Raw genomic sequence first — 21,598 nt, forward strand, 5'->3', positions numbered from 1 at the left:
GGAGAGCGGAGACCACGTGTCCGGAATCAAGATCACCGGCGAAAAACGACTCGTTCTCGTCGCTGGCCGCGCTCATCCGCAGCTCGCGCTCGACATCGCCGAGGAACTTGGCTCCGAGCTGGTGCCGACGGACGCCCGCACCTTCGCCAATGGCGAGCTCTATGCGCGTTACGACGAGAGCGTGCGTGGTTGTGACGCGTTCGTCATCCAGTCGCACTCGGCGCCCATCAACGAGTGGCTCATGGAGCAGCTCATCATGGTCGACGCGCTCAAGCGCGCCTCGGCCAAGCGCATCACCGTCGTCGCCCCGTTCTACCCGTACGCCCGTCAAGACAAGAAGGGCCGCGGCCGTGAGCCCATCTCGGCCCGCCTTGTCGCCGATCTGTTCAAGGCGGCCGGTGCCGACCGCATCATGTCGATCGATCTGCACGCCGCCCAGATCCAGGGGTTCTTCGACGGTCCGGTCGACCACCTCTTCGCCATGCCCGTGCTGCTCGAGCACTTCCGGTCGAAGCTCGACCCCGAGACGCTCACCGTCGTCTCGCCAGACATGGGGCGGGTGCGCGTCGCCGACATCTGGAGCGACAAGCTCGGTGTTCCGCTCGCTATCATCCACAAGCGCCGCGATCCGCTCGTTCCGAACCAGGTCTCCGTGCACGAGATCGTCGGCGAGGTGAGCGGGCGGGTCTGCCTGCTGGTCGACGACCTCATCGACACGGGACGCACCATCGTCAAGGCCGCTGAGGCGCTCAAGAAGGCTGGCGCGATCGGCGTCGTCGTCGCTGCGACGCACGCGGTGTTCAGCGACCCGGCCGTCGAACTGCTTCAGGGCGACGCGATCAACTCGGTGGTCGTCACCGACACGCTGCCGCTGCCGCCCGAGAAGCACTTCGAGAAGCTCACCGTCCTGCCCATCGCACCACTGCTCGCGCGAGCGATCCACGAGGTCTTCGACGACGGCTCGGTCACCTCGATGTTCGACGGCGCGGCATAAGAGACGCGTGCGAGCGTCGCTTCTGCCCCGGAGCATCGCGTCTCGACTAGTCTCTAACCCCATGCCTCTCTCGTCGTCGACCCGCGCAGCGCTCGAGCGCCTGCTGTCCCTGGAGACCGCGGATGCCTCGGCCGACGGGCTCGAGCGCCTGCGTGCCATCCGCTCTCTGCAACTCGCACTGGATGCCGAGCCGGCGACCCTCTCCGCCGTCAGGGAGGCTCTCGCAGACGGCGCAGACTGGAACGAGATCGCCGAGGCCGCCGGTCTCAAGGCCGCCGCAGCCAAGAACCGCTGGTATGGCGGCGACGCCGAGATCGCGGCGAGGCGGGAGGCGAGCCGCAAGCGTTCGGCTCGGCCGAGCGCGAAGCCCACAGGACTTCCTGGGCTCTCGGTTGCCGAGGCAGCGGAGAGGCTCGGCGTCAGCGTGCAGGCCGTCTATCTGCGCGTGACGAGGGGAACCCTGCGGGCGGAGACCGTCGAGGTGCCGGATGGGCGCACGTACAAGCGCGTGTTCCTGTCGGAGGATGCCGCAGAGTGAGCGTCCTGACCGGAACTGCGGCGCCTGAGATCGATCGGAAGGCCTCGGCTCCTCCCAGCCCGCGATCGAATGCTAGGCCTCGGCTGTGGGTCTCGCAGGAGGCTCCCTCGGCACGCTCGGAACGAGGCCCAGGGGGAGAAGGTAGCTCGAGACGCCGTTGCCACTGATCCAGTAGCACTGCCAGCCGGGACCGCCGGGGCCGAACAGCTCGAACCCGGCGGTCGAACCCGCGGCATCCTGTCGGTACACCGAGGTTGCGACCGCGCAGGCGCGGTTCGCGCTCGCCTGCGTGACGCTGAGGGTCGTGAGGATCGTCGGCAGGATGAGCGCTGTGAGGCCGAGCAGCACGACGAACCGGGTGATCCTGCGCATCCGCTCGCTGCGGAGAGGGCGGTGGTCGCCGTCGTCGGCCAGTTCGAGTTCGGGGTGTCCGGTCACGGCCGTGCTCAGTGCTCGTACAGTACGGACGCCACGCCCGCTGCGCACGCGAAGGTGGTGACGATGGCGGCGGCGAGCATCGCGCCCGCGTGTGGCCGCACCGGCACGTCGGTGCGCAGCAACTGGTGTCGGCGAACATTGCCGTAGACGACGGAGGCCGCGGCCGCCGCGAGCAGCAGAACCCCGACGACGATGAAGGCGGTCGCTCCGCCGACGAGGCCGGCGCGCACCGAGAGCAGCGCGTTGACCGAGATGGCGAGTGCCGTGCGGCTCCAGGCCAGCGCCGTGCGCTCGGGCTGGAGACCCGGGTCGCGAGCAGGGGACGCCGTGGCCGAGGTCATCCGATCACCATGAGCACGGCGATCACGGCCGCGACCAGCAGTGTGACGGCCGCGAGTCCCGGGATCATGACGCTGAACGGCAGTGGACCGTTGCGACGCATGGCGATCTCGTTCGCGCGCCATCGGGTGTATGCGATGACGCTCAGCACGGCCCCGATCACGCCGAGCGCGACGGCGAGGGCGACCACGACCCAACGCGGACCGAGGGCATGAGAGAACTGGTGCAGCAGCACGCCTCCGGCGAGCAGCGCGAGGGCGGTGCGGATCCAGGCCAGGAAGGTGCGCTCGTTCGCCAGCGTGAAGCGGTAGTCGGGCTCCTCGCCCTGCTCTCGCCACTTCGGAGTGTGCATGGTGCCGCCGTTCTCCTCGGGATGTCGTTCCAGTATTCCCGACGAACGACGATTGCCGTTCATCCGCGCTCGCTAACATCGACGGGTGCCAACACTGCGACGCCGTCTCGGCATCGGCCATGCGATCGTCGTCGGCCTCGCCTCGATGATCGGGGCCGGCGTGTTCTACGTATGGGCGCCGGCCGCGGGCGTCGCGGGTTCCGGCTACCTCGTCGGCCTCGTGATCGCCGGTCTCATCGCCTCGCTCAACGCCCTCAGCTCGGCTCAGCTCGCGATGGCCTATCCCATGTCGGGCGGAGCCTACGCCTTCGGCCGGGCGACGATCGGGGAGTGGTGGGGATTCTCGGCCGGGTGGCTCTTCCTCGCCGGCAAGACGGCGTCGGCTGGTGCGATCGCTCTCATCGCGGGCAGCTACCTGTGGCCGGATCAGGCGAGGACGGTGGCCGTGGCCGCGATCGTCGTGCTCGGAGCGGGCAATCTGGCCGGCATCCGCAGCACGGCGCGAGTCAGCGTCGTCGTCGTCTTCGTCGTGCTCTCCGGCCTCGCCGCGCTGCTCGGAGCCGTCGTGCTCGGCGGGGGGAGCGCATATTCGGGGATCGAGCTGTCGACCGCGTTGGACGCAGGCTGGTACGGCATCCTGCAATCGGCCGGTCTGTTGTTCTTCTGCTTCGCCGGGTATGCGCGGATGGCGACGCTCGGAGAGGAGGTCGTAGACCCTCGGCACACTCTGCCGCGGGCGATCGTCACAGCGCTCGCCGTCACCGTTGTGCTCTACGCCGTGATCGGGTTGCTCTGCGCGGCGGTGCTCGGTATCGACGCGCTCGCGGCCTCGACCTCACCCGTCGCTGACGTGGCGAGGAGCGCGCTGGGCGGCACGGGGTGGCCGGTGTTCGCGAGTGTCCTCGCCGCCGTCGCGAGCCTGGGGTCGCTCGTCGGAATCCTCGCCGGTCTCAGCCGCACGGGCCTCGCGATGGCGCGCGACGGCGAGTTGCCGGGGCCGTTGAGCCTCATCTCGGTCCGCACCCATGCGCCCATCGTCGCGGAGACGACCTTCGGTGTGCTCGCGATCCTCGGAGTCCTCGTGCTCGACCCGCGCCAACTCGTCGGGTTCTCGGCGTGCGCCGTGCTCGTCTACTATGCGATCGCGCACGTCGCAGCCCTGCGCCAGCCTCGCGCCGGACGGTGGTTGCACCCTGCCGTGCAGATCCTGGGGATGGCCGGATGCTCGGCACTGGCAGTCACCCTGCCGTGGCAGGCCGTGCTGGGGGCGGGCGGTGTGCTCGCGCTCGGGCTCGCCGCGCGCGGCATCCGCCTCGCCCTGTCGCGGAGCTAGTGGCTCGAACCGGCTGACCCGATCTCACTGCGGTCGCCGGACCACAGCGTGTGGAAGGTGCCCTCGGCATCCACGCGCTTGTAGGTGTGGGCGCCGAAGAAGTCGCGCTGGCCCTGTACGAGGGCGGCGGGGAGCCGTTCGGCGCGGAGGCCGTCGTAATAGGAGAGCGACGACGAGAACGCGGGTGCGGGCACGCCGGCTTCGGCCGCCACCACGACGACACGGCGCCAGGCGGCCTGGGTGCGGATCACGGCGTCGCGGAAATAGGGCGCGGCGAGCAGCGTCATGAGGGAGTCGTCGGCGCGGTAGGCGTCGGTGATGCGATTGAGGAACTGGGCGCGGATGATGCAGCCGCCGCGCCAGATCTTCGCGATCTCCCCCTTGTCGATGTTCCAGCCGTACTCCTTCGCGCCGGCGACGATGGCGTCGAAACCCTGCGAGTACGCGACGATCTTCGAGGCGTAGAGCGCCTGCCGGACGGCCTCGACGAAGGCAGGAACGTCGTCGATGGTGACCGTCGTGTTCGGACCGGGCAGTTCACGGGCCGCGGCACGCTGCTCGGGGTGCGAGGACAGCGAGCGGGCGAACACGGCTTCGGCGATGCCGGACACGGGAACGCCGAGTGCGAGCGCATTCTGCACGGTCCACACCCCGGTGCCCTTGGATCCGGCCTGGTCGAGGACGATGTCGACGAAGGGCCTGCCCGTCTTCGCGTCGACCTGCCTGAGCACTTCGGCGGTGATCTCGATCAGATAGGACTCGAGCTCGCCCCGGTTCCACTCGGTGAAGACCTCGGCGATCTCGGTCGGGGTGAGCCCGCCGACTCGGTGGAGGAGGTCGTAGGCCTCTGCGATGAGCTGCATGTCGGCGTATTCGATGCCGTTGTGGATCATCTTGACGAAGTGGCCGGCGCCGTCGGTACCCACATGGGTCACGCACGGTTCGCCCTCTGCGACGGCTGCTATCGAGGCGAGGATCGGCCCGAGCGTCTCGTAGGCTTCGGCGGAACCGCCCGGCATGATCGATGGTCCGAGCAATGCTCCCTCTTCGCCGCCGGAGATACCGGCTCCGACGAAGTTGATGCCCGTCTCCCGTACCGCCTTCTCGCGACGGATCGTGTCGGTGAACAGGGCGTTGCCGCCATCGACGATGATGTCGCCGGACTCGAAACGCTCCGTGAGCTGGTCGATGACGGCGTCCGTTCCGGCACCGGCCTGGACCATGATGATGGCCGTGCGCGGCTTGGCGAGCGAAGCAACGAACTCGTCGATCGTCTCGGCGGCCACGAACCCGGCTTCTGGGTGCTCTGCCACGAGCGTGCGTGTGCGTTCGGGGGAGCGGTTGAACACGGCGACCGTGTTTCCGGCACGACTGGCGAGGTTGCGGGCGAGGTTCGAGCCCATCACCGCCAGTCCGACGACACCGATGTTTGCACGTGCTTCGCGGCTGTCCGCCATTTTGCCTCCTTGCCGCGGGCGCAGGCGCGACCGGGTCACTTCGTTTGGGTGTGAGACCAAGGGTAGCCTCCCAGGCCCCTCCGTGACGTTCCGGGGCGACATGCCGCGGGCGCTGCCTTGACACATTCGATATCCGTCATTATTGTAACTGAAATAAATCTGATTTATAGACGCAAAATACATTTGGAATCAGATGTAATGATGCGTCTGAGGAGTTTTCGTATGGTGTCAATGCCGCCCGCCGTCATTCCGCCGCTCGTTGTCATGGGGGTGCAGGGATCGGGCAAGACCACGGTCGGCCGTGCGCTCGCCGTGCGCCTCGGCGTCGCATTCATCGATGGCGACGAGCTGCACTCGCCGGAGAGCAAGACGAAGATGGCCGCGGGCTATGCGCTGAGCGACGCCGATCGTGAACCGTGGCTGCGTGCGATCGGGGCCGTGATCGGCAATGCCGTCGTGCACGGCGGCTCCGTCGTGGTAGCGTGCTCTGCGCTGAAGCGCAGCTACCGCGCACTCATCCGCGCCGCCGCACCGGAGACACGATTCGTGCACCTCGACGGCGCGCGCGGCCTCATCGCCGAGCGGCTGAGTATGCGGCGGCACGAGTACATGCCGCCGACGCTGCTCGACTCGCAGTTCATGACGCTCGAACCGCTCGACGCCGACGAGCCCGGCGTGCGCATCGACCTTGCCAAGACCCCGGAGGAGATCGTCGCCGACGTCGCCGCGCTCTTCGGCGATACCCTCTAGAACCGGGCCACCGCCCCCGCACGACAGGACAACGATGACCGATCTCGAGCTGAACTGGACGCTCAGCATCCCCGGCCTCCTCGGCATCGCCGTGGCCGCCATCGCGGCATTGCTGCTGCTCATCATGAAGTTCCGCATCCATGCGTTCCTCGCTCTCATCATCGTGAGCGTGCTCACGGCGATCGCGACGGGCATCCCCGCCGGTGGGCTCGTGCCGACGCTGCTTGCCGGCTTCGGCGGGACGCTCGCGAGCGTTGCGCTCCTCGTCGGCCTCGGCGCGATGCTCGGCCGCATGCTCGAGGTCAGCGGCGGAGCCGAGGTGCTGACGAACGCGCTCATCCGGATGTTCGGCGAGAAGCGCGCCCCACTCGCGCTGTCCGTCGCTTCGCTCATGTTCGGTTTCCCGATCTTCTTCGACGCGGGTCTCGTCGTCATGCTGCCGATCATCTTCACCATCGCGAGACGGCTCGGCGGCTCACTGCTGTTCTACGCGTTCCCGGCTGCGACGGCGTTCTCCGTGATGCACATCTTCGTGCCGCCGCATCCCGGACCCGTAGCGGCGACGGGATTGCTCGGAGCCGATATCGGACTCGTGCTCTTGCTCGGCCTCGTGGTCGCGATCCCCACCTGGTACGTCGTCGGCTATCTGTTCGGCCATGTCCTCGGCCGCCGTATCGACATCCCGGTCCCGACGATCCTCGACGCCGTCGTCGGTTCGAAGGAGGACGAGTTCCGCTCGACGCCGAAGCTCGGCACGATCGTCTTCCTGCTCCTGCTGCCGCTCGCGCTCGTCTTCCTCAACACCGGTCTCAACATGGCGGCGACCGTCGGGTTCGTCTCGCTCGACGACACATGGGTGCAGGCGCTGCGCCTTCTCGGCGAGACCCCGATAGCACTCCTCATTACCGTCCTCTTCGCCATGTGGCTGCTCGGCTGGCGCCAGAAGAAGAAGGCGACGCTCGTCGAGACCGTCGTCGACAGCGCGCTCGGTCCCGTCTGCACGATCATCCTCATCACCGGCGCCGGAGGCATGTTCGGCGGCGTGCTGCGCGCGAGCGGGATCGGCACGGCCATCGCCGACTCCCTCGACGCGATCGGGCTGCCCGTCATCGTCGCAGGCTTCGTCATCGCCGCAGTCGTCCGCCTCGCCCAGGGGTCCGCGACGGTCGCGCTCACCACCGCCGCAGCGCTCGTGCAGCCGGTCGTCATAGACAACCCAGCCTTCAACCCGGTCGAACTCGCCGCGATCGTCCTGAGCCTCGCAGCAGGCTCGGTGTTCGCCGGGCATGTCAACGACTCCGGGTTCTGGCTCGTCAGCCGGTTCTTCGGAATGGACACGAAGACGACCTTGAAGACCTGGACCGTCGGGCAGGCGCTCGTCGGAACGATGGGCTTTGTGCTCGCCCTCGGCATCTACTTTCTCGCCGGCGTGTTCTAAGGGGCAGGGCCTCGGTTGCTCGTCTTTCGACCTCGACGGCCGGTCCCGCTAGCCGACGTACAGGCGCGGCTCGTCGACCCAGACCTGCTCGACCTCGACGGCGGTGCGGCGCATGATCTTGTCCATCGCCGCGCGGGCATCCTCCGGTCGGCGCGCCTGGATGGCGTTCGCGACGTCGACGTGCAGTTGCAGCGCCTCCTCGTGGGGGTGGAGAGGCATGAGCCCGTAGTAGGTTCGACCGCGGAGCACTTCGCCGATGACGTCGTGCAGCTTCGAGAACATCTCGTTGCCGGAGGCCGTGAGAACGAGCGAGTGGAAGCGGATGTCGAGATCGAGGAATCGCTGGAGGTCGCCGGCCCGGCCGCTCGCGCGCATCTGGGCAGCGACAGCCATGAGCTCTGCGGCGAGCTCATCGGGGGAGTGCTGCGCGGCGAGCTCCGCCGCTGCGGGCTCGACGGCGGAACGGAGTTCCGTGAGTGAGCGCAGCTGCGCCCCCTTCTCGGCGTCGGCGAGCCGCCAGCGGATGATCGACGGGTCGAACAGATTCCACTCGCTGCGGGGCAGAACGCGGATGCCGATGCGCTTGACCGTCTCCACGAGCCCGAGCGATTGCAGCACGCGCACTGCTTCACGAACGACGGAGCGGGAGACGCCGAGCTCCCTCTCGACGTGCTCCGAGTGCATCGTCGCCCCTGGCTCGAGCTCGCCGCCGACGATGCTCTTGCCGAGCGTCTCGACGACGAGGCTGTGCAGGCGGGAGATCATTCTCCGAGAATAGCCAGTGCGGGCGCCGGCCGACTGCGCGCCTCGCGGGCGACTGGGCCGCGATCGATCGGGTATACTGAGCGACTGAACTTCGGCGAGGGATGCCTTCGGTGCTCGGAAGAGCGCGCGGGCATCCGTTATCGACGCGGTGGATGCGGCTTCACGGCTTTTCCTCACGCTGACATGCGTTCGAGTCGACAATCCAGATATCCGATCTGGCAGACAACGATCTGGGCCAGGAGCCCGCAAGGAGAATCATCATGGACGAAGACAACAAGGTCGTCGCAGAACCGCGTGAGTCGTTCGGCAAGGGCGCTGCCCGCAAGATCCGCGCCGTCGGCAAGATCCCGGCCGTCATCTACGGCCACGGAACCGACCCGCAGCACGTCACTCTCCCAGCCCACCAGGTCGGTCTCATCCTGCGCAAGGCCAACGCCCTGCTCGAGCTCGACATCTCGGGCAAGAGCCAGCTCGTGCTCGTGAAAGACGTGCAGAAGGACCCCGTGCGTCAGATCATCGAGCACATCGACCTCATCGTCGTGCGCAAGGGCGAGAAGGTGCACGTCGAGGTTCCCGTGCACGTCACCGGTGAGTCCTTTTCTGGCACGATCGCCGACCTCGACGCCAAGACCCTGCTGCTCGAGGTCGAGGCAACGCACATCCCCGAGAACGTCGTCGTCGACGTCGAGGGCCTCGAGGAAGGCTCGCAGATCCTCGCCAAGGACGTGCAGCTGCCAGGAGGCTCGACCCTGCTGACCGACGGCGATGTGCTCGTGATCAACGTGCACGTGCCCGCAGCAGGCAAGGCCGATGAGGCGGAAGCCGAGGGCGGCGCTGCGGAAGCCGCGGAAGAGACTCCCGCCGAGGCGGCCGAGTAGTCGTTCTCGGATTCGTTCGTCGCGCGGAGAGGCCTCCCCTGGACGAGAACATCTGGCTCGTAGCCGGGCTCGGAAACCCCGGGCCCGGCTACGTCGGCCATCGGCACAACGTCGGCCAGATGGCGCTGGCCGAACTCGCCGATCGGATGTCGGCGACCTTCAAGACACACAAGACCAATTCGCTGGTCGCCGAGGGGCGGCTCTTCCCGGGCGGCCCGCGTCTCGTGCTGGCCAAGCCGAACACCTTTATGAACCTCTCCGGTGGACCTGTCGCGGCCCTCGTCAAGTTCTATTCCGCGGATGCCTCCCGGCTCATCGTCGTGCACGACGAGCTCGACATCCCTTTCGACACCGTGCGCCTCAAGCTCGGCGGCGGGCACGGCGGGCACAATGGCATCCGCGATATCGTCTCGGCCATTGGGACTCCCGACTTCATCCGTGTGCGAGTGGGCATCGGCCGGCCGCAGGGTCGTCAACCGGCCGCCGATTTCGTGCTGCACGACTTTGCCGCGGCAGAACGGTCGGCGCTGCCGGTTCTGCTCGGAGACGCCGCGGACGCGGTCGAGCTCGTCACGCGCGAGGGCCTCACCGCCGCCCAGCAGAAGTTTCATTCCCCGGCCTGAATCCGAAGGGGCGTCGTCATCCTAGAGCTCTCGACGAAGCGGGAGTCGAAAGGTCGCTGTCGGCGGTGATGCGTAGACTTGTGCGGTGATCCTTCAGGGCTTAATCGCGGCGCTTTCGCGCGCCCCCACTTTCGAAACCGCCCTGGGGTACGCGAATCGCGACGCCGATTTCTCCCTCGCAGAGGGGCTCGATGCGCCGCTGCTCGCTGGTCTGATCGAGAGGCGCCGCGCCGGCGGCCGGGCTCCCGCCCTTTTCGCGATCACAGCGACCGGTCGGGAATCGGAGATCCTGCGAGCGAACCTGGCCGGCTTCGCCCCCGATGCCGAGATCGTGGATTTCCCCGCCTGGGAGACCCTCCCGCATGAACGGCTGAGCCCGAGCGCCGAGATCGTGGGCAAGCGGCTGCATGCCTTACGTCGAATGCAGGAGTGGCAGGAGCACGACGGCTCGGAGCGGCATCCGCTTGTCGTCGTCGCCTCGGTGCGTGCCGCGCTGCAACCGGTCGCCGACAACCTCACCGATTTCGAGCCGATCGTGCTCACGCTGGGTGGCAGGGGTCACGAGCTCTCGGCGCTCGCACTGCAACTCGTCGACCTCGCCTACACCCGGGTCGACATGGTGACCCGGCGTGGGGAGTTCGCGGTGCGTGGAGGCATCCTCGATGTCTTTCCGCCCATCGCCGAGCACCCTTATCGCATCGACTTCTTCGGCGACGAGGTCGACCAGCTGCGGGCGTTCTCGGTCGCCGATCAGCGTTCGCTGCCCGAGCCGTTCGAATCCGTCTCACTCCCGCCCAGTCGGGAGCTTCTGCTGAGCGAGCCGGTGCGGCAGCGGGCGCGCGAGATGCAGCATGAGTTCCCGAGCCTCGCCCAGATGCTCGCGAAGATCGGCGATGGCATCCCGGTGGAGGGCATGGAGAGCCTGACTCCTGCGCTCGTCGACCGCCTCGTGCCGATGACCCACTATCTTCCGGCAGGCATGGCGGTGGCCGTGCTCTCCCCGGAGCGCGTCGCCGGACGCGCCCTGAGCCTCGCCGAGACGAATCGCGAGTTCCTCTCGGCCGCGTGGAGCGCCGCGACGATGGGGGCCGAGGTGCCGATCGACCTCGCCTCCGGAGACTTCCTCACTCTCGGCGACGTGCGCGACGCCGTCCGTTTCAGTGCACCGGGCGAGCCGGTTCAGGAGCATCCATGGTGGACACTCAGCGCCTTCGACGCCGGTATGGTCTCGACAGGAGCGACCGACGCGGGATCGGCCGGCGGAGCCGTCGACGAATACGTGCGCATCGCCTCGGATGCCGTCCCCAGCTTCCAGGGCAACATCACCGGCGCGGTCGAGCACGTTGCCTCCCGCCTCGCCGACGGCTGGACCCTCGCCGTGGTCTCGGCGGGGCACGGCCTCGTGGAACGCGCCGCGGATGTGCTCGCGGAGCGGGAGCTCGCCGGGCGCGTCGTCTCGGACTTCCCGAGCGACCCCGAGCCGGGCATCGCCTACCTGGTTCAGGCGGAAGCGAACCATGGCTTCGAGCTGCCCGGCGCGAAGCTCGCCCTCATCAGCGAGTCCGAGTTCTACGGGCGTGCCGCCGGCTATGACTCTCGCCAGGTGAAGAAGCTCGCGAGCCGTCGCAAGAACGTCGTCGACCCTCTGCAGCTCAAGACCGGTGACTACGTCGTGCACCAGACACACGGCATCGGCCGGTTCGTCGAGATGACACAACGCTCTGTCGCAGCCGGCAGCCGGCCGAAGGGACCGTCGCGCACGGCGGGCATCGCCGAGGCTCCGACGATCGTGCGCGAGTACCTCGTGCTCGAGTTCGCGCCGTCCAAGCGCGGGCAGGCCGGGGACCGGCTCTACGTGCCGACCGACCAGCTGGACCTGCTCACCCGCTACGTCGGCGGTGAGGCTCCCGCACTCAGCAAGATGGGTGGCGGGGACTGGGCCGCGGCGAAGGGCCGGGCGCGCAAGGCGGTGCGCGACATCGCCGTCGAACTCGTCAAGCTCTATTCGGCGCGCATGGCGAGCAGGGGTTACGCCTTCGGACCGGACACCCCGTGGCAGCGAGAGCTCGAAGAAGCCTTCCCCTACGCGGAGACCCCCGATCAGCTGCAGACGATCGACGAGGTCAAGGCCGACATGGAGCGGCCCATCCCGATGGACCGCCTGCTCTCGGGCGACGTGGGCTTCGGCAAGACCGAGGTGGCCGTGCGCGCTGCGTTCAAAGCGGTTCAGGACGGCAAGCAGGTCGCCATGCTCGTGCCGACGACGCTACTGGTCAAGCAGCACCTCGAGACGTTCCAGGAGCGGTTCGCGGGCTTTCCTGTGCACCTGAGGGCGCTCAGCCGCTTCCAGAGCGATCGGGAGGCACGGGAGACGGTCTCTGGACTTGCCGACGGAACGGTCGATGTCGTGATCGGCACGCATCGCATCCTCAGCGAATCGGTGACGTTCAAAGACCTCGGCCTCGTGATCATCGACGAAGAGCAGCGCTTCGGCGTCGAGCACAAGGACTCCCTTAAGAAGCTCAAGACCAATGTCGACCTGCTCGCCATGAGCGCGACCCCGATCCCGCGCACGCTCGAGATGGCCGTGACGGGCATCCGTGAGATGTCGACCCTCGCGACGCCGCCGGAGGACCGGCATCCGATCCTCACCTTCGTCGGGCCGTACTCCGAGAAGCAGGCCGCCGCGGCCATCCGGCGCGAGCTGTTGCGTGAGGGTCAGGTGTTCTTCGTGCACAACCGGGTTTCGAGCATCAACCGTGTCGCCGCTCAGCTGACAGAGCTCGTTCCGGAAGCACGTATCGCCGTTGCACACGGCAAGCTCTCAGAGCACGTGCTCGAACAGGTCGTCGTCGATTTCTGGGAGCGCAAGTTCGACGTTCTCGTATCGACGACCATCATCGAGACCGGCCTCGACATCGCCAACGCCAACACCATCATCATCGATCGCGCCGATAAGTACGGCCTCAGCCAGCTGCACCAGCTTCGGGGCAGAGTCGGCCGAGGCCGGGAGCGGGCCTACGCGTACTTCCTCTACGACGAGAACAAGCCGCTCGGCGAGACGGCCCACGACCGGCTTTCGACGATCGCGGCGAACAACGAGCTCGGCAGCGGCATGCAGGTCGCGCTCAAAGACCTCGAGATCCGCGGTGCCGGAAACCTGCTCGGCGGGGAGCAGGCCGGACACATAGCGGGGGTTGGCTTCGACCTCTATCTGCGTATGATCGGCGAGGCCGTGAGTGCCTTCCGCGGTGACGTCGCCGAAGGACAGAGGGAGTTGCGGCTCGAGTTGCCCGTCGACGCCCATATCCCGGAGGACTACGTCGATAGTGAGCGGCTGCGCCTGGAGGCGTACCAGAAGCTCTCGACCGCGAGTTCTCCCGCCGCGAAGGACGAGCAGATCGGTCTTGTGCTCGAGGAGCTCTCTGACCGCTACGGCGAACCTCCAGCGGCGGTGCGGACCCTCATCGCCGTGTCCCGGCTGCGTCGTCGTGCGCAACGCGCCGGATTGAGCGAGGTCGTCGCGATGGGCTCGAATCTGCGCATCGCGTCGGCTGCATTGCCCGACTCGATCCAGGTGCGTCTGCAGCGTATGTATCCGGGATCACGCTACTTCACGCAGACAGGTGCGATCTCTGTGCCGCTCCCGCTCGTGGACGGTGAGCCACTCGCGGACGCCGATCTCATCGAGTGGACGACGCAGCTGCTTGCAGCACTCCTCCCGCCACCGATCGTCGTCGAGGAGACGCCGGCACCCCGCGCTTGAACCGGGGAGTGTCGAGGTCGTAGGAGATCCCCAGCACCCAAACGATCGTGTGCAGAACCTTGCGGACGCCGTCGAGACGCCGCTCGCGCAGCTCGGCACGCAGATGCTCGGACACCCGTTCGCTCATACGGCATCCAGTGCTGCCCTGGCCTTCGCCAGCCTGCGGTATCCGGCCGCGCGCCAGCCTACGAGGAAGCCGGAGACCACGATCGCGACGGCCGAGCCCAGGAGCACGGCGAGAGTCCCCTCGTCGGCGATCCCCTGGTCGGAAGCGAAGGCGAGCTCGTTCATCAGCAGCGACACCGTGAAGCCGATCCCGCCGAGAGCGGCCACCACGGCCAGATCGGAGAGGGTGAGAGCCGTCCCCGTCCCCATGCGTCTGCGCACGGCGAGGCCGCCGAGCCAGCCTGCGAGGGTGATGCCGATGAGCTTGCCGACGGGAAGTGCGACCAGGATCGCCCAGAAGGCCGGGCTCAGCTCGGTCGGGCTGACCGCCGGGATGGTCACCATCGCGGCTGAGAAGGCGAAGAGGGGGAGCACGATGCCGTTCGAATACGGTTCGAGCACGTGCACCGCCCGCCCGCCCGGCCTGCGGGCGACGACGAGGCCCAGCACGACACCGGCGACCGTCGCATGCACCCCCGATTGGTAGGTGAAGAACCACGTGAGCAGTCCGAGAACGACCATCGCCACGATGATCGGCCATTGCGGTCGTCGGGACAGGACCCACGTCGAGCGCGGTTTCACCAGACGGCTGAGGGCTGCGAAGATCGTCGCGGCGACGGCGGCGAGTCCGATGGAGGCGAACTGCACATCCACGGTGAAGAAGAACGCGATGATGAGAATGGCGACGAGGTCGTCGAGCACGGCGAGGGCCATGAGGAAGACGCGCACCCGGGTGGGGATGCCTCTGCCGAAGACGGCGAGAACGCCCAGGGCGAACGCGATGTCGGTGGCCGTCGGCACGGGCCATCCGCTTTCGAGACCGCTGCGGGCTGTGAGGAGCAGGTAGATGCCGGCGGGCACGACGACGCCCCCGAGAGCCGCGATCGCAGGGAGGGCCGCCTTGCCGATGCCGTTGAGCTCTCCGATCACGAGTTCGCGTTTGAGCTCGACCGCGACGATGAAGAAGAAGATCGCGAGCAGGCCGTCGCTGACGAGGCGGTCGATCGAGAGGTGGAAGTCGAGCCAGGGGATGTCGAGAGACAGCGCCGTGAAGGAGTTCAGCTCAGGCCCGATCGCGGTGTTCGCGAGGACGAGGCCCAAGACGGCGGCGAGGAGGAGCAGGAGAGCAGCGTGGCGCTCGGAGCGCAAGATCCCCATGAGGAGTGTCTCCTTCTGTGCTGGAGTCATCGATGGTTGAGAACAGGAGACCTGCCCGCCGACCAGGCTTCCCGGCGCACCTCGATCAGTCTAGCGAGTGGATCGTCGCCGGAACGGGTGCGGCATAGCATGTCTGCATGACCGATCTGAGCTTCTCCGCCGGCTCGCACGACGATGTCGGACTCTCTGAGCTCGACGAGCTCGTCCAGCTCGTCGGCACCCTGCGCGCGCCAGGGGGCTGTCCATGGGACGCCGAGCAGACCCACGCTTCTCTCGTGCAATACCTCATCGAGGAGACGCACGAACTCATCGAGGCGATCGAGGCCGGCGACCGCGACGAGATGATCGAGGAACTCGGCGACGTGCTCTACCAGGTGCTCTTCCACGCCGACATCGCGGCGCACACCACCGGTGAGGATTTCGACATCCACGATGTCGCCGCCCACATGTCGGCCAAGATGATCGGCCGGCATCCGCATGTCTTCGGCGACCGCGCCGCGGCGACGGCCGACGATGTCGTCGCGTTCTGGGACGAGCTCAAAGCCGAGGAGAAGCCGCACCGCTCGAGCGTGCTCGACGGGATCCCGTTCGGAATGCCATCGCTCGCCCTCGCGGACAAGGTCATCGGCCGCGCGCAGAAGATCGGTGTGCTCGAAACCGATGCTCAGGTGGCCGTCCCCGTCGCGAGCGAGGCTGAGCTCGGAGCGTTGCTGCTGTCCACCGTCTCCTCGGCCAAAGCACAGGGGTTCGACGCGGAACGTGCGCTCCGCGCGAGCCTGCGTGAGCTGCAGACCGAGATCAGGGCGGCCGAGGATGCGGCGGCGGATGCCGGGATCGTCGGCTTCACCGCGCCGCCCGAATAGCCGCGTTCGCGGTGTGCGAGCGAGGCGAGCGTGAGTCCGGCTACCCGGGAGAGTGGCCGAATCCCTTCAGGCTAGCCTTTCCTGTCTGGCGAGCGTCGGAGGCGGAGTGTAGCGTCGAACGCATGAGCGAGACTTCCTTCACAGATCTCCTGTCCACCCAGATCGGCAATGAGTTCGCCGCGTCGCAGCAGTACATCGCCATCGCGGTCTGGTTCGACAACGAGTCGCTTCCTCAGCTGGCCGCGCACTTCTACCGCCAGTCGCTCGAGGAGCGCAACCACGCGATGATGCTCGTGCAGTACAGCCTCGACCGGGGACTTCCCGTCGCCATTCCCGGCATTCCGGCGGTCAGGAACGACTTCTCGGGAGTCGTCGAGCCCATCGAGCTCGCGCTCGCACAGGAGAAGCAGGTCACCACGCAGATCGAGGCGCTCTTCCGTGCCGCCCGCCATGAGGGCGACGCACTCGGTGAGCAGGCGATGCTCTGGTTTCTCAAGGAGCAGGTTGAGGAGGTCGCCTCGATGTCGACGCTCCTCACGATCGCGCAGCGCGCCGAGAACTACTTCGACATCGAGAACTTCGTCGCCCGGGAGACCATCGGAGACGGCGGTGTCGATGCGGATGCGCCCGCCGCGGCTGGTGGTGCGCTCTAGGGTTCAGGTGTGGCAGGTGCCGTCTTCGGCTGTTCCGAACGCACACCGGTCGGCAGCGCGAGGGGCGGACCGCGGCCTGAGCATTTCCTGGGGCGGCGAACTGGAAGAATGGGGGCATGGCCCAGACTGTGAACCCACCGAGAGGTATGCGTGATTTCCTCCCAGCCGAGAAAGCCACACGGGAACACGCTCTCGGTGTGATCCGCCGCAGCTATGCCGCCCACGGCTTCGACGAGATCGAGACTCCTGTCATGGAGGACTCGGCACATCTGCACTCCGGGATGGGCGGCGACAACGAGAAGCTCGCCTTCGCCGTGCTGCGTCGTGGTCTCGGTGCGGACGACCTCGCTGCTGCCGCAGCGGCCGGCGACGTGCTCGCCCTCGCCGATCTAGGCCTCCGCTTCGACCTCACGGTTCCGCTCGCCCGTTTCTATGCGACGCACCGTGCCACCCTGCCGCCCGTCTTCCGTTCCATCCAGATCGCTCCTGTCTGGCGCGCCGAGCGCCCCCAGAAGGGTCGCTACCGACAGTTCGTGCAGTGCGACATCGACGTGATCGGAGAGGCGGGGCAGCTCGCCGAGATCGAGCTCATCACCGCGACGGCTGCGACGCTCGACGCGCTCGGACTCGCGGGTTGTCGCATCCGCATCAACGACCGCAGAATCCTCACCGGGCTGCTCGAGTTCTGGGGGATTCCAGCCGAACTGCACGAACGGGCGCTCATCACGATCGACAAGCTCGACAAGATCGGCGCCGGCGGCGTCGTCGCAGAGCTCGGCGGACTGGGCCTGCAGACCGAAGGCTTCGCCGAGACGCTTGGTGCTGTCGCGGATGGTGGATGGGGTTCGGCCGACCCGCTGCCCTGGCTCGATCGCGACGCCTATGCTGAACTGCTCGCACTGCGTGCCGCTGTCCCGCAGGTGGAACTCGTCTTCGACCCCACGCTCGTGCGAGGAATGGGCTACTACACGGGCACGATCTTCGAGATCGCGCACGCCGACCTCGGCTACTCGCTCGGTGGAGGCGGACGCTACGACGGGATGATCGGTCGATTCCTCGGCACGGACGTTCCCGCCTGCGGTTTCTCGATCGGCTTCGAGCGCATCGTCGACCTGCTTCCGGCTGATGCGGTGCGGAGGAGCGGCGCCGTCGTGCTCGTGCACGACAAAGACGCCGATGCGGCAGCCCTCGTCGCTCTCAAATCGCACCTTGTGCGCGAAGGGCGGCGCGTGCGGCTCGAGAAGCGCTCCAAGAACCTCAAAGCCCTGCTCGAGCGGGCAGAGGCGGACGGCTTCGACGGATTCGCCTTCGTGAACGCCGACATCGTCGATGCCGCCTCCCTCGACATCAAGCCGCTCGGCTGACCGCCGTGGCGCCGCGATCGACAGTCCCGATCACTAGACTGGCTGCGGATCACGACGCTGTTTTCCACTCCCCTTTCACCTTCCTATTAGGAGATAGTTGTGGCTCTCATCGAGGCTGTAGGCGCTCGCGAAATTCTGGACTCCCGGGGCAACCCGACCGTCGAGGTCGAGGTGCTCCTCGAAGATGGCACGGTCGCCCGTGCCGGCGTCCCATCCGGTGCCTCCACCGGGGCGTTCGAGGCGTACGAGCTGCGTGACGGCGACCCGAAGCGTTACGGCGGCAAGGGCGTGCTCAAGGCCGTCGACGCCGTCATCGGTGAGATCGCCGACGAGATCGAGGGCCTCGAGTCCACCGAACAGCGCGTGCTCGACGCCACACTCATCGCCCTCGACGGAACCGAGAACAAGAGCCGCCTCGGCGCCAACGCCATCCTCGGCGTGAGCCTCGCCGTGGCGAAGGCCTCGGCCGACTCGCTCGACCTGCCGCTGTTCCGCTATGTCGGCGGACCGAACGCCCACACGCTGCCCGTTCCACTCATGAACATCATCAACGGCGGTGCGCACGCCGACAACGGCATCGACACGCAAGAGTTCATGATCCTGCCGATCGGCGCCGAGTCGTTTGGAGAGGCCCTTCGTTGGGGAGTCGAGACCTATCACGCGCTCAAAGGCTTGCTCAAGGCCAACGGCCTCGCGACAGGTCTCGGGGACGAGGGCGGCTTCGCCCCCGACATCGCCAACAGCAAGGCCGCGCTCGACTTCATCGTCGAGGCGATCGGCAAGGCCGGTTTCACGGTCGGCACCGACATCGCACTTGGCCTGGATGTCGCATCCACCGAGTTCTACGAGGACGGCGTCTACCACTTCGAGGGGCAGAAGCTGAACGCCGAGCAGTTCACCGCGTACTACGCCGACCTCGTGGCGAGCTACCCGCTTGTCACGATCGAGGACCCCCTCGCCGAGGATGACTGGGCAGGCTACGCTCACCTCACCCCGGAGCTCGGCGGCAAGGTCCAGATCGTCGGCGACGACCTGTTCGTGACGAACCCCGCGCGCCTGGCCGACGGCATCTCGCGCGGCGCCGCGAACTCCCTGCTCGTCAAGGTCAACCAGATCGGCACCCTCACGGAGACCCTCGACGCCGTGGCGCTCGCCCAGCGCAGCGGCTACAGCGCGATCCTCTCGCACCGCTCCGGCGAGACCGAGGACACCACGATCGCCGACCTCGCCGTCGCGACGGACTGCGGTCAGATCAAGACCGGAGCGCCTGCTCGCAGCGAGCGCGTCGCTAAGTACAATCAATTGCTGAGGATCGAAGAAGAGCTGGGCGACGCGGCGGTCTACGCTGGTCGCGGTGCGTTCCCGCGTTTCTCGGCCTAGCGCCGGGACGCCGCGCAGCCAGCATCCGGAATGGAGGGACGGGCATATGTCTCACACCTCTGCGAAGGTGCGCGCGAAGCGTGTTCCGGTGGCCATGGGCCCCGGGGAGAGCGCGACGAGCGGCTGGCTGCGCGGCATCCGATTCTCGGGGTTCTCGCTCATCATGATGGGCATCCTCGTGCTCGCCGTCGTCGTGCTCGCCCCGAGCCTGCGTGTCTACGTCGAGCAGCGTCAGCAGATCGCCATGCTTCAGGATTCCGTGCGGAAGCAGCAGAACGAGGTCGACACGCTCACCGTCGAACGCGAGCGTTGGAACGACAAGACCTATGTCGTCACCCAGGCGCGTGAGAGGCTCTACTACGCCATGCCCGGTGAGATCAGCTTTCTCGTCATCAACGACCTGGCCGCTCCCGTCGAGAGCGATACCGCACCCGTGAGCAAGGACATCCAGAACACTCAGGTGGATTGGCTACAGTCGATGTTCGTCTCCGCGATGACGGCGGGCCTCGCAGAAGGTGCACAGCAATGACCACTCCGCCGTTCGGCGCCGTCAGCGCACGCGACATCGCGATCGTCTCCGCACAGCTCGGGCGGCCGGCGCGCGACGTGATCGGCATCGCCGCCCACTGCATATGCGGAGCGCCGACAGTCGTCGCCACCGCACCGCGTCTCAGCGACGGCACTCCGTTCCCGACCCTGTACTACCTGTCGCATCCGGCCGCGACGGCCGCGATGTCCTATCTCGAGGCCACCCAGGTCATGGCAGAGTACAACCAGCTCTTGGTCGACGACGAGGAGCTGCGGGCGAGCTACGCCCGCGCCCATGACGCCTACCTCGCGGATCGGTCGAGCGTCGCCGTCGTCCCCGAGATCGAGGACTTCTCCGCCGGTGGCATGCCCGATCGGGTCAAGTGCCTGCACGCGCTCGCCGCGCACGCCCTCGCCGCAGGCCCCGGCGTCAACCCGATCGGCGATCTCACGCTGCAACGCTCGGTCTGGTCGCCCGCCGTCTGCGAATGCCTCGATTATCCCGGTGTCGACGACGCCGCGCGCCCGGTGGGCGACGTATGATCCGCGTCTGGCGTCGGGTCTCTGCGGGTGTCGCGGTGGGCGTCGCCGCGGCAGTCGCGTTCGGATCCGTCGTCATCGATGCCCCACCGGCGCATGCCGACCAGGTGCGGGATCTCGAGTACTGGCTCAACGATTACGGGTTCACGAGCGCGTGGGGCACGACACGCGGCGCCGGAGTGAAGGTCGCCGTCATCGACACGGGAGTCGACGGGAGCGTCGCCGATCTTGCCGGTGCGGTCGTCGGCGGCACGGATGTCTCCGGAATCGGCTCCGCAGACGGGCAGACTCCGGTCGGCGGCCAGACGCACGGCACTCTCGTCGGCTCCCTGCTCGCCGGTCGGGGCACCGGACCAGGGAACGGCCTGATCGGCGTCGCTCCCGAGGCGTCACTGCTCTCCGTGTCGGTCGCGTTCGGCTCGAACACCGGCTCACTGGTCAGCAACGATGATCAGATCGCCAGCGCCGTGCGCTGGGCCGTCGACAACGGTGCCAGGGTGATCAACATGTCGCTCACCCGCAACTCCCTGGACTGGCCGCAGAGCTGGGACGATGCGTTCCTCTACGCCTTCGAGCACGACGTCGTCGTCGTCGCGGCCGCCGGAAACCGGGGAAGCGGGACGAGCGAGGTCGGTGCGCCGGCAACGATCCCCGGCGTGCTCACGGTTGGCGGTGTCGACCGCAACAAGCAGGCCAGCTTCAACGCCTCATCGCAGGGCATCACGATCTCGGTCGCCGCGCCGAGCGAGCAACTCGTCGGCGCACTGCCCGGCGGGCGATACGTCCAGTGGGACGGCACGAGCGCTGCCGCCCCGATCGTCTCGGGCCTCGTCGCCCTCGTGCGTTCCGCCTATCCGGAGCTCAACGCCGCAGAGGTCATCAATCGGGTCGTTTCGACGGCCAACCCGAACGGACACAAGGTTCCCAGCCCGATCTACGGAAACGGACTCATCGACGCGGCGGCTGCGGTGACCGCGGATGTCGCGGCGGCGACATCCGACCCCCTGACGTTGCTCAAGGACTGGATCCACCTGCATCGCCGCGCGGACTCCGCCCCTGGTGCACTGCCGCCGTCGACCCAGCCGCCGATCACTCCCGCACCAGACCCGCCAGCCGACAGGAAGGACACGCTCGCATCGATCCTGCCCAATAGCTGGACGTTGACCTACGTGACGATCCCGCTCGCCGTGCTCGTGGGATTTGGTAGTCTTGTCGCGCTGCTGGGCATAGGGGCCACACGGCATTTCAGGCGAGTGCTGCGCAAGTAGTACATTGT

Annotated in this window: 21 protein-coding genes; 15 read left to right on the top strand and 6 right to left on the bottom strand. The window is 67.4% G+C overall.

Translation table 11 applies throughout. From position 1 onward, the window contains the following. Nucleotides 1–16 precede the first annotated feature (16 nt). Complete coding sequence (locus ACFQB0_RS02210; RefSeq protein WP_386727039.1) at nucleotides 17–994, top strand: ribose-phosphate diphosphokinase; 978 nt, start codon at nucleotides 17–19, stop codon at nucleotides 992–994. 61 nt (nucleotides 995–1,055) lie between these two features. Next, nucleotides 1,056–1,532, top strand: a complete 477-nt coding sequence (locus ACFQB0_RS02215) for a hypothetical protein (RefSeq protein ID WP_386727041.1) — start codon at nucleotides 1,056–1,058, stop codon at nucleotides 1,530–1,532. 72 nt (nucleotides 1,533–1,604) lie between these two features. On the opposite strand, the gene ACFQB0_RS02220 is transcribed toward ACFQB0_RS02215, so the two are convergent. From ACFQB0_RS02220 to ACFQB0_RS02230, 3 genes are read right to left on the bottom strand one after another with little or no spacing between them, the layout of a single operon-like run. Then, a complete protein-coding gene (locus tag ACFQB0_RS02220; protein ID WP_386727044.1) occupies nucleotides 1,605–1,970 on the bottom strand; it encodes a hypothetical protein in 366 nt (121 codons plus the stop codon). Between the two features lie 8 nt (nucleotides 1,971–1,978). Beyond that, entirely contained in the window at nucleotides 1,979–2,311 is a 333-nt protein-coding gene (locus ACFQB0_RS02225; RefSeq protein WP_386727047.1) for a DUF202 domain-containing protein, read from the bottom strand. After that, nucleotides 2,308–2,724 (bottom strand): YidH family protein, encoded by a 417-nt coding sequence (locus ACFQB0_RS02230; protein ID WP_386727050.1) that lies wholly within the window; start codon nucleotides 2,722–2,724, stop codon nucleotides 2,308–2,310. The genes ACFQB0_RS02225 and ACFQB0_RS02230 overlap by 4 nt, the downstream gene beginning before the upstream one ends. Before the next feature lie 22 nt (nucleotides 2,725–2,746). Between ACFQB0_RS02230 and ACFQB0_RS02235 the strand changes: the two genes are divergently transcribed. Then, the gene (locus ACFQB0_RS02235) at nucleotides 2,747–3,994 is read left to right on the top strand and encodes an APC family permease (RefSeq protein WP_386727053.1); all 1,248 of its coding nucleotides are present in this window, start codon (nucleotides 2,747–2,749) and stop codon (nucleotides 3,992–3,994) included. Here the strand turns inward: ACFQB0_RS02235 and gndA are convergent. Next, on the bottom strand, nucleotides 3,991–5,451 hold the full coding sequence (gene gndA, locus ACFQB0_RS02240) for an NADP-dependent phosphogluconate dehydrogenase (protein WP_386727056.1): 1,461 nt from the start codon (nucleotides 5,449–5,451) through the stop codon (nucleotides 3,991–3,993). The two genes, ACFQB0_RS02235 and gndA, sit on opposite strands and share 4 nt — an antisense overlap. Nucleotides 5,452–5,673: 222 nt before the next feature. Between gndA and ACFQB0_RS02245 the strand changes: the two genes are divergently transcribed. Further along, nucleotides 5,674–6,201: a gluconokinase gene (locus ACFQB0_RS02245; protein ID WP_386727058.1), complete on the top strand. Its 528-nt coding sequence runs from the start codon at nucleotides 5,674–5,676 to the stop codon at nucleotides 6,199–6,201. A 34-nt stretch (nucleotides 6,202–6,235) separates the two neighbouring features. After that, the gene (locus ACFQB0_RS02250; RefSeq protein ID WP_386727061.1) at nucleotides 6,236–7,639 is read left to right on the top strand and encodes a GntP family permease; all 1,404 of its coding nucleotides are present in this window, start codon (nucleotides 6,236–6,238) and stop codon (nucleotides 7,637–7,639) included. Between the two features lie 48 nt (nucleotides 7,640–7,687). Here the strand turns inward: ACFQB0_RS02250 and ACFQB0_RS02255 are convergent, their stop codons facing one another. Further along, nucleotides 7,688–8,404, bottom strand: coding sequence for a FadR/GntR family transcriptional regulator (locus ACFQB0_RS02255; RefSeq protein WP_386727064.1), 717 nt, complete (start codon nucleotides 8,402–8,404; stop codon nucleotides 7,688–7,690). A gap of 260 nt (nucleotides 8,405–8,664) precedes the next feature. Between ACFQB0_RS02255 and ACFQB0_RS02260 the strand changes: the two genes are divergently transcribed. The 3 genes from ACFQB0_RS02260 to mfd all read left to right on the top strand — a co-directional run bounded on the left by ACFQB0_RS02260 (nucleotide 8,665) and on the right by mfd (nucleotide 13,671). Beyond that, nucleotides 8,665–9,282, top strand: coding sequence for a 50S ribosomal protein L25/general stress protein Ctc (locus tag ACFQB0_RS02260; protein WP_386727067.1), 618 nt, complete (start codon nucleotides 8,665–8,667; stop codon nucleotides 9,280–9,282). Nucleotides 9,283–9,320: 38 nt separating this feature from the next. Then, the gene (gene pth / locus ACFQB0_RS02265; RefSeq protein WP_386729592.1) at nucleotides 9,321–9,905 is read left to right on the top strand and encodes an aminoacyl-tRNA hydrolase; all 585 of its coding nucleotides are present in this window, start codon (nucleotides 9,321–9,323) and stop codon (nucleotides 9,903–9,905) included. A gap of 85 nt (nucleotides 9,906–9,990) precedes the next feature. After that, entirely contained in the window at nucleotides 9,991–13,671 is a 3,681-nt protein-coding gene (mfd, locus tag ACFQB0_RS02270) for a transcription-repair coupling factor (protein WP_386727070.1), read from the top strand. 123 nt (nucleotides 13,672–13,794) lie between these two features. Here mfd and ACFQB0_RS02275 read toward each other — a convergent pair whose 3' ends face one another. Then, nucleotides 13,795–15,024: a Na+/H+ antiporter NhaA gene (locus tag ACFQB0_RS02275; RefSeq protein WP_386727073.1), complete on the bottom strand. Its 1,230-nt coding sequence runs from the start codon at nucleotides 15,022–15,024 to the stop codon at nucleotides 13,795–13,797. A 107-nt stretch (nucleotides 15,025–15,131) separates the two neighbouring features. On the opposite strand from ACFQB0_RS02275, the gene ACFQB0_RS02280 reads away from it, so the two are divergent. From ACFQB0_RS02280 to ACFQB0_RS02310, 7 genes are all read left to right on the top strand, one after another. Further along, entirely contained in the window at nucleotides 15,132–15,857 is a 726-nt protein-coding gene (locus ACFQB0_RS02280; protein ID WP_386727076.1) for a MazG family protein, read from the top strand. Nucleotides 15,858–15,979: 122 nt separating this feature from the next. Further along, the gene (locus ACFQB0_RS02285; RefSeq protein WP_386727079.1) at nucleotides 15,980–16,510 is read left to right on the top strand and encodes a ferritin; all 531 of its coding nucleotides are present in this window, start codon (nucleotides 15,980–15,982) and stop codon (nucleotides 16,508–16,510) included. A gap of 116 nt (nucleotides 16,511–16,626) precedes the next feature. Beyond that, entirely contained in the window at nucleotides 16,627–17,874 is a 1,248-nt protein-coding gene (gene hisS / locus ACFQB0_RS02290; protein ID WP_386727082.1) for a histidine--tRNA ligase, read from the top strand. 99 nt (nucleotides 17,875–17,973) lie between these two features. Further along, a complete protein-coding gene (gene eno / locus ACFQB0_RS02295) occupies nucleotides 17,974–19,254 on the top strand; it encodes a phosphopyruvate hydratase (protein ID WP_386727085.1) in 1,281 nt (426 codons plus the stop codon). Nucleotides 19,255–19,300: 46 nt separating this feature from the next. After that, complete coding sequence (locus ACFQB0_RS02300) at nucleotides 19,301–19,783, top strand: FtsB family cell division protein (RefSeq protein WP_386727088.1); 483 nt, start codon at nucleotides 19,301–19,303, stop codon at nucleotides 19,781–19,783. After that, nucleotides 19,780–20,325 (top strand): DUF501 domain-containing protein, encoded by a 546-nt coding sequence (locus tag ACFQB0_RS02305; RefSeq protein WP_386727090.1) that lies wholly within the window; start codon nucleotides 19,780–19,782, stop codon nucleotides 20,323–20,325. The genes ACFQB0_RS02300 and ACFQB0_RS02305 overlap by 4 nt, the downstream gene beginning before the upstream one ends. Then, entirely contained in the window at nucleotides 20,322–21,590 is a 1,269-nt protein-coding gene (locus ACFQB0_RS02310; protein ID WP_386727093.1) for a S8 family peptidase, read from the top strand. The genes ACFQB0_RS02305 and ACFQB0_RS02310 overlap by 4 nt, the downstream gene beginning before the upstream one ends. Nucleotides 21,591–21,598 lie beyond the last annotated feature (8 nt).

It is taken from the genome of Luethyella okanaganae, from assembly GCF_042660285.1.
Taxonomy (GTDB): Bacteria; Actinomycetota; Actinomycetes; order Actinomycetales; family Microbacteriaceae; genus Luethyella; species Luethyella okanaganae.

Excerpts from the sequence above, each read along its gene's own strand:
- ACFQB0_RS02215 (WP_386727041.1), top strand. The coding sequence starts at position 1,056 with ATGCCTCTCTCGTCGTCGACCCGCGCAGCGCTCGAGCGCCTGCTGTCC.
- ACFQB0_RS02225 (WP_386727047.1), bottom strand. The coding sequence starts at position 2,311 with ATGACCTCGGCCACGGCGTCCCCTGCTCGCGACCCGGGTCTCCAGCCC.
- ACFQB0_RS02230 (WP_386727050.1), bottom strand. The coding sequence starts at position 2,724 with ATGAACGGCAATCGTCGTTCGTCGGGAATACTGGAACGACATCCCGAG.
- gndA (WP_386727056.1), bottom strand. The coding sequence starts at position 5,451 with ATGGCGGACAGCCGCGAAGCACGTGCAAACATCGGTGTCGTCGGACTG.
- ACFQB0_RS02245 (WP_386727058.1), top strand. The coding sequence starts at position 5,674 with ATGGTGTCAATGCCGCCCGCCGTCATTCCGCCGCTCGTTGTCATGGGG.
- ACFQB0_RS02250 (WP_386727061.1), top strand. The coding sequence starts at position 6,236 with ATGACCGATCTCGAGCTGAACTGGACGCTCAGCATCCCCGGCCTCCTC.
- ACFQB0_RS02255 (WP_386727064.1), bottom strand. The coding sequence starts at position 8,404 with ATGATCTCCCGCCTGCACAGCCTCGTCGTCGAGACGCTCGGCAAGAGC.
- ACFQB0_RS02260 (WP_386727067.1), top strand. The coding sequence starts at position 8,665 with ATGGACGAAGACAACAAGGTCGTCGCAGAACCGCGTGAGTCGTTCGGC.
- ACFQB0_RS02275 (WP_386727073.1), bottom strand. The coding sequence starts at position 15,024 with ATGACTCCAGCACAGAAGGAGACACTCCTCATGGGGATCTTGCGCTCC.
- ACFQB0_RS02280 (WP_386727076.1), top strand. The coding sequence starts at position 15,132 with ATGACCGATCTGAGCTTCTCCGCCGGCTCGCACGACGATGTCGGACTC.
- ACFQB0_RS02285 (WP_386727079.1), top strand. The coding sequence starts at position 15,980 with ATGAGCGAGACTTCCTTCACAGATCTCCTGTCCACCCAGATCGGCAAT.
- hisS (WP_386727082.1), top strand. The coding sequence starts at position 16,627 with ATGGCCCAGACTGTGAACCCACCGAGAGGTATGCGTGATTTCCTCCCA.
- ACFQB0_RS02300 (WP_386727088.1), top strand. The coding sequence starts at position 19,301 with ATGTCTCACACCTCTGCGAAGGTGCGCGCGAAGCGTGTTCCGGTGGCC.
- ACFQB0_RS02305 (WP_386727090.1), top strand. The coding sequence starts at position 19,780 with ATGACCACTCCGCCGTTCGGCGCCGTCAGCGCACGCGACATCGCGATC.
- ACFQB0_RS02310 (WP_386727093.1), top strand. The coding sequence starts at position 20,322 with ATGATCCGCGTCTGGCGTCGGGTCTCTGCGGGTGTCGCGGTGGGCGTC.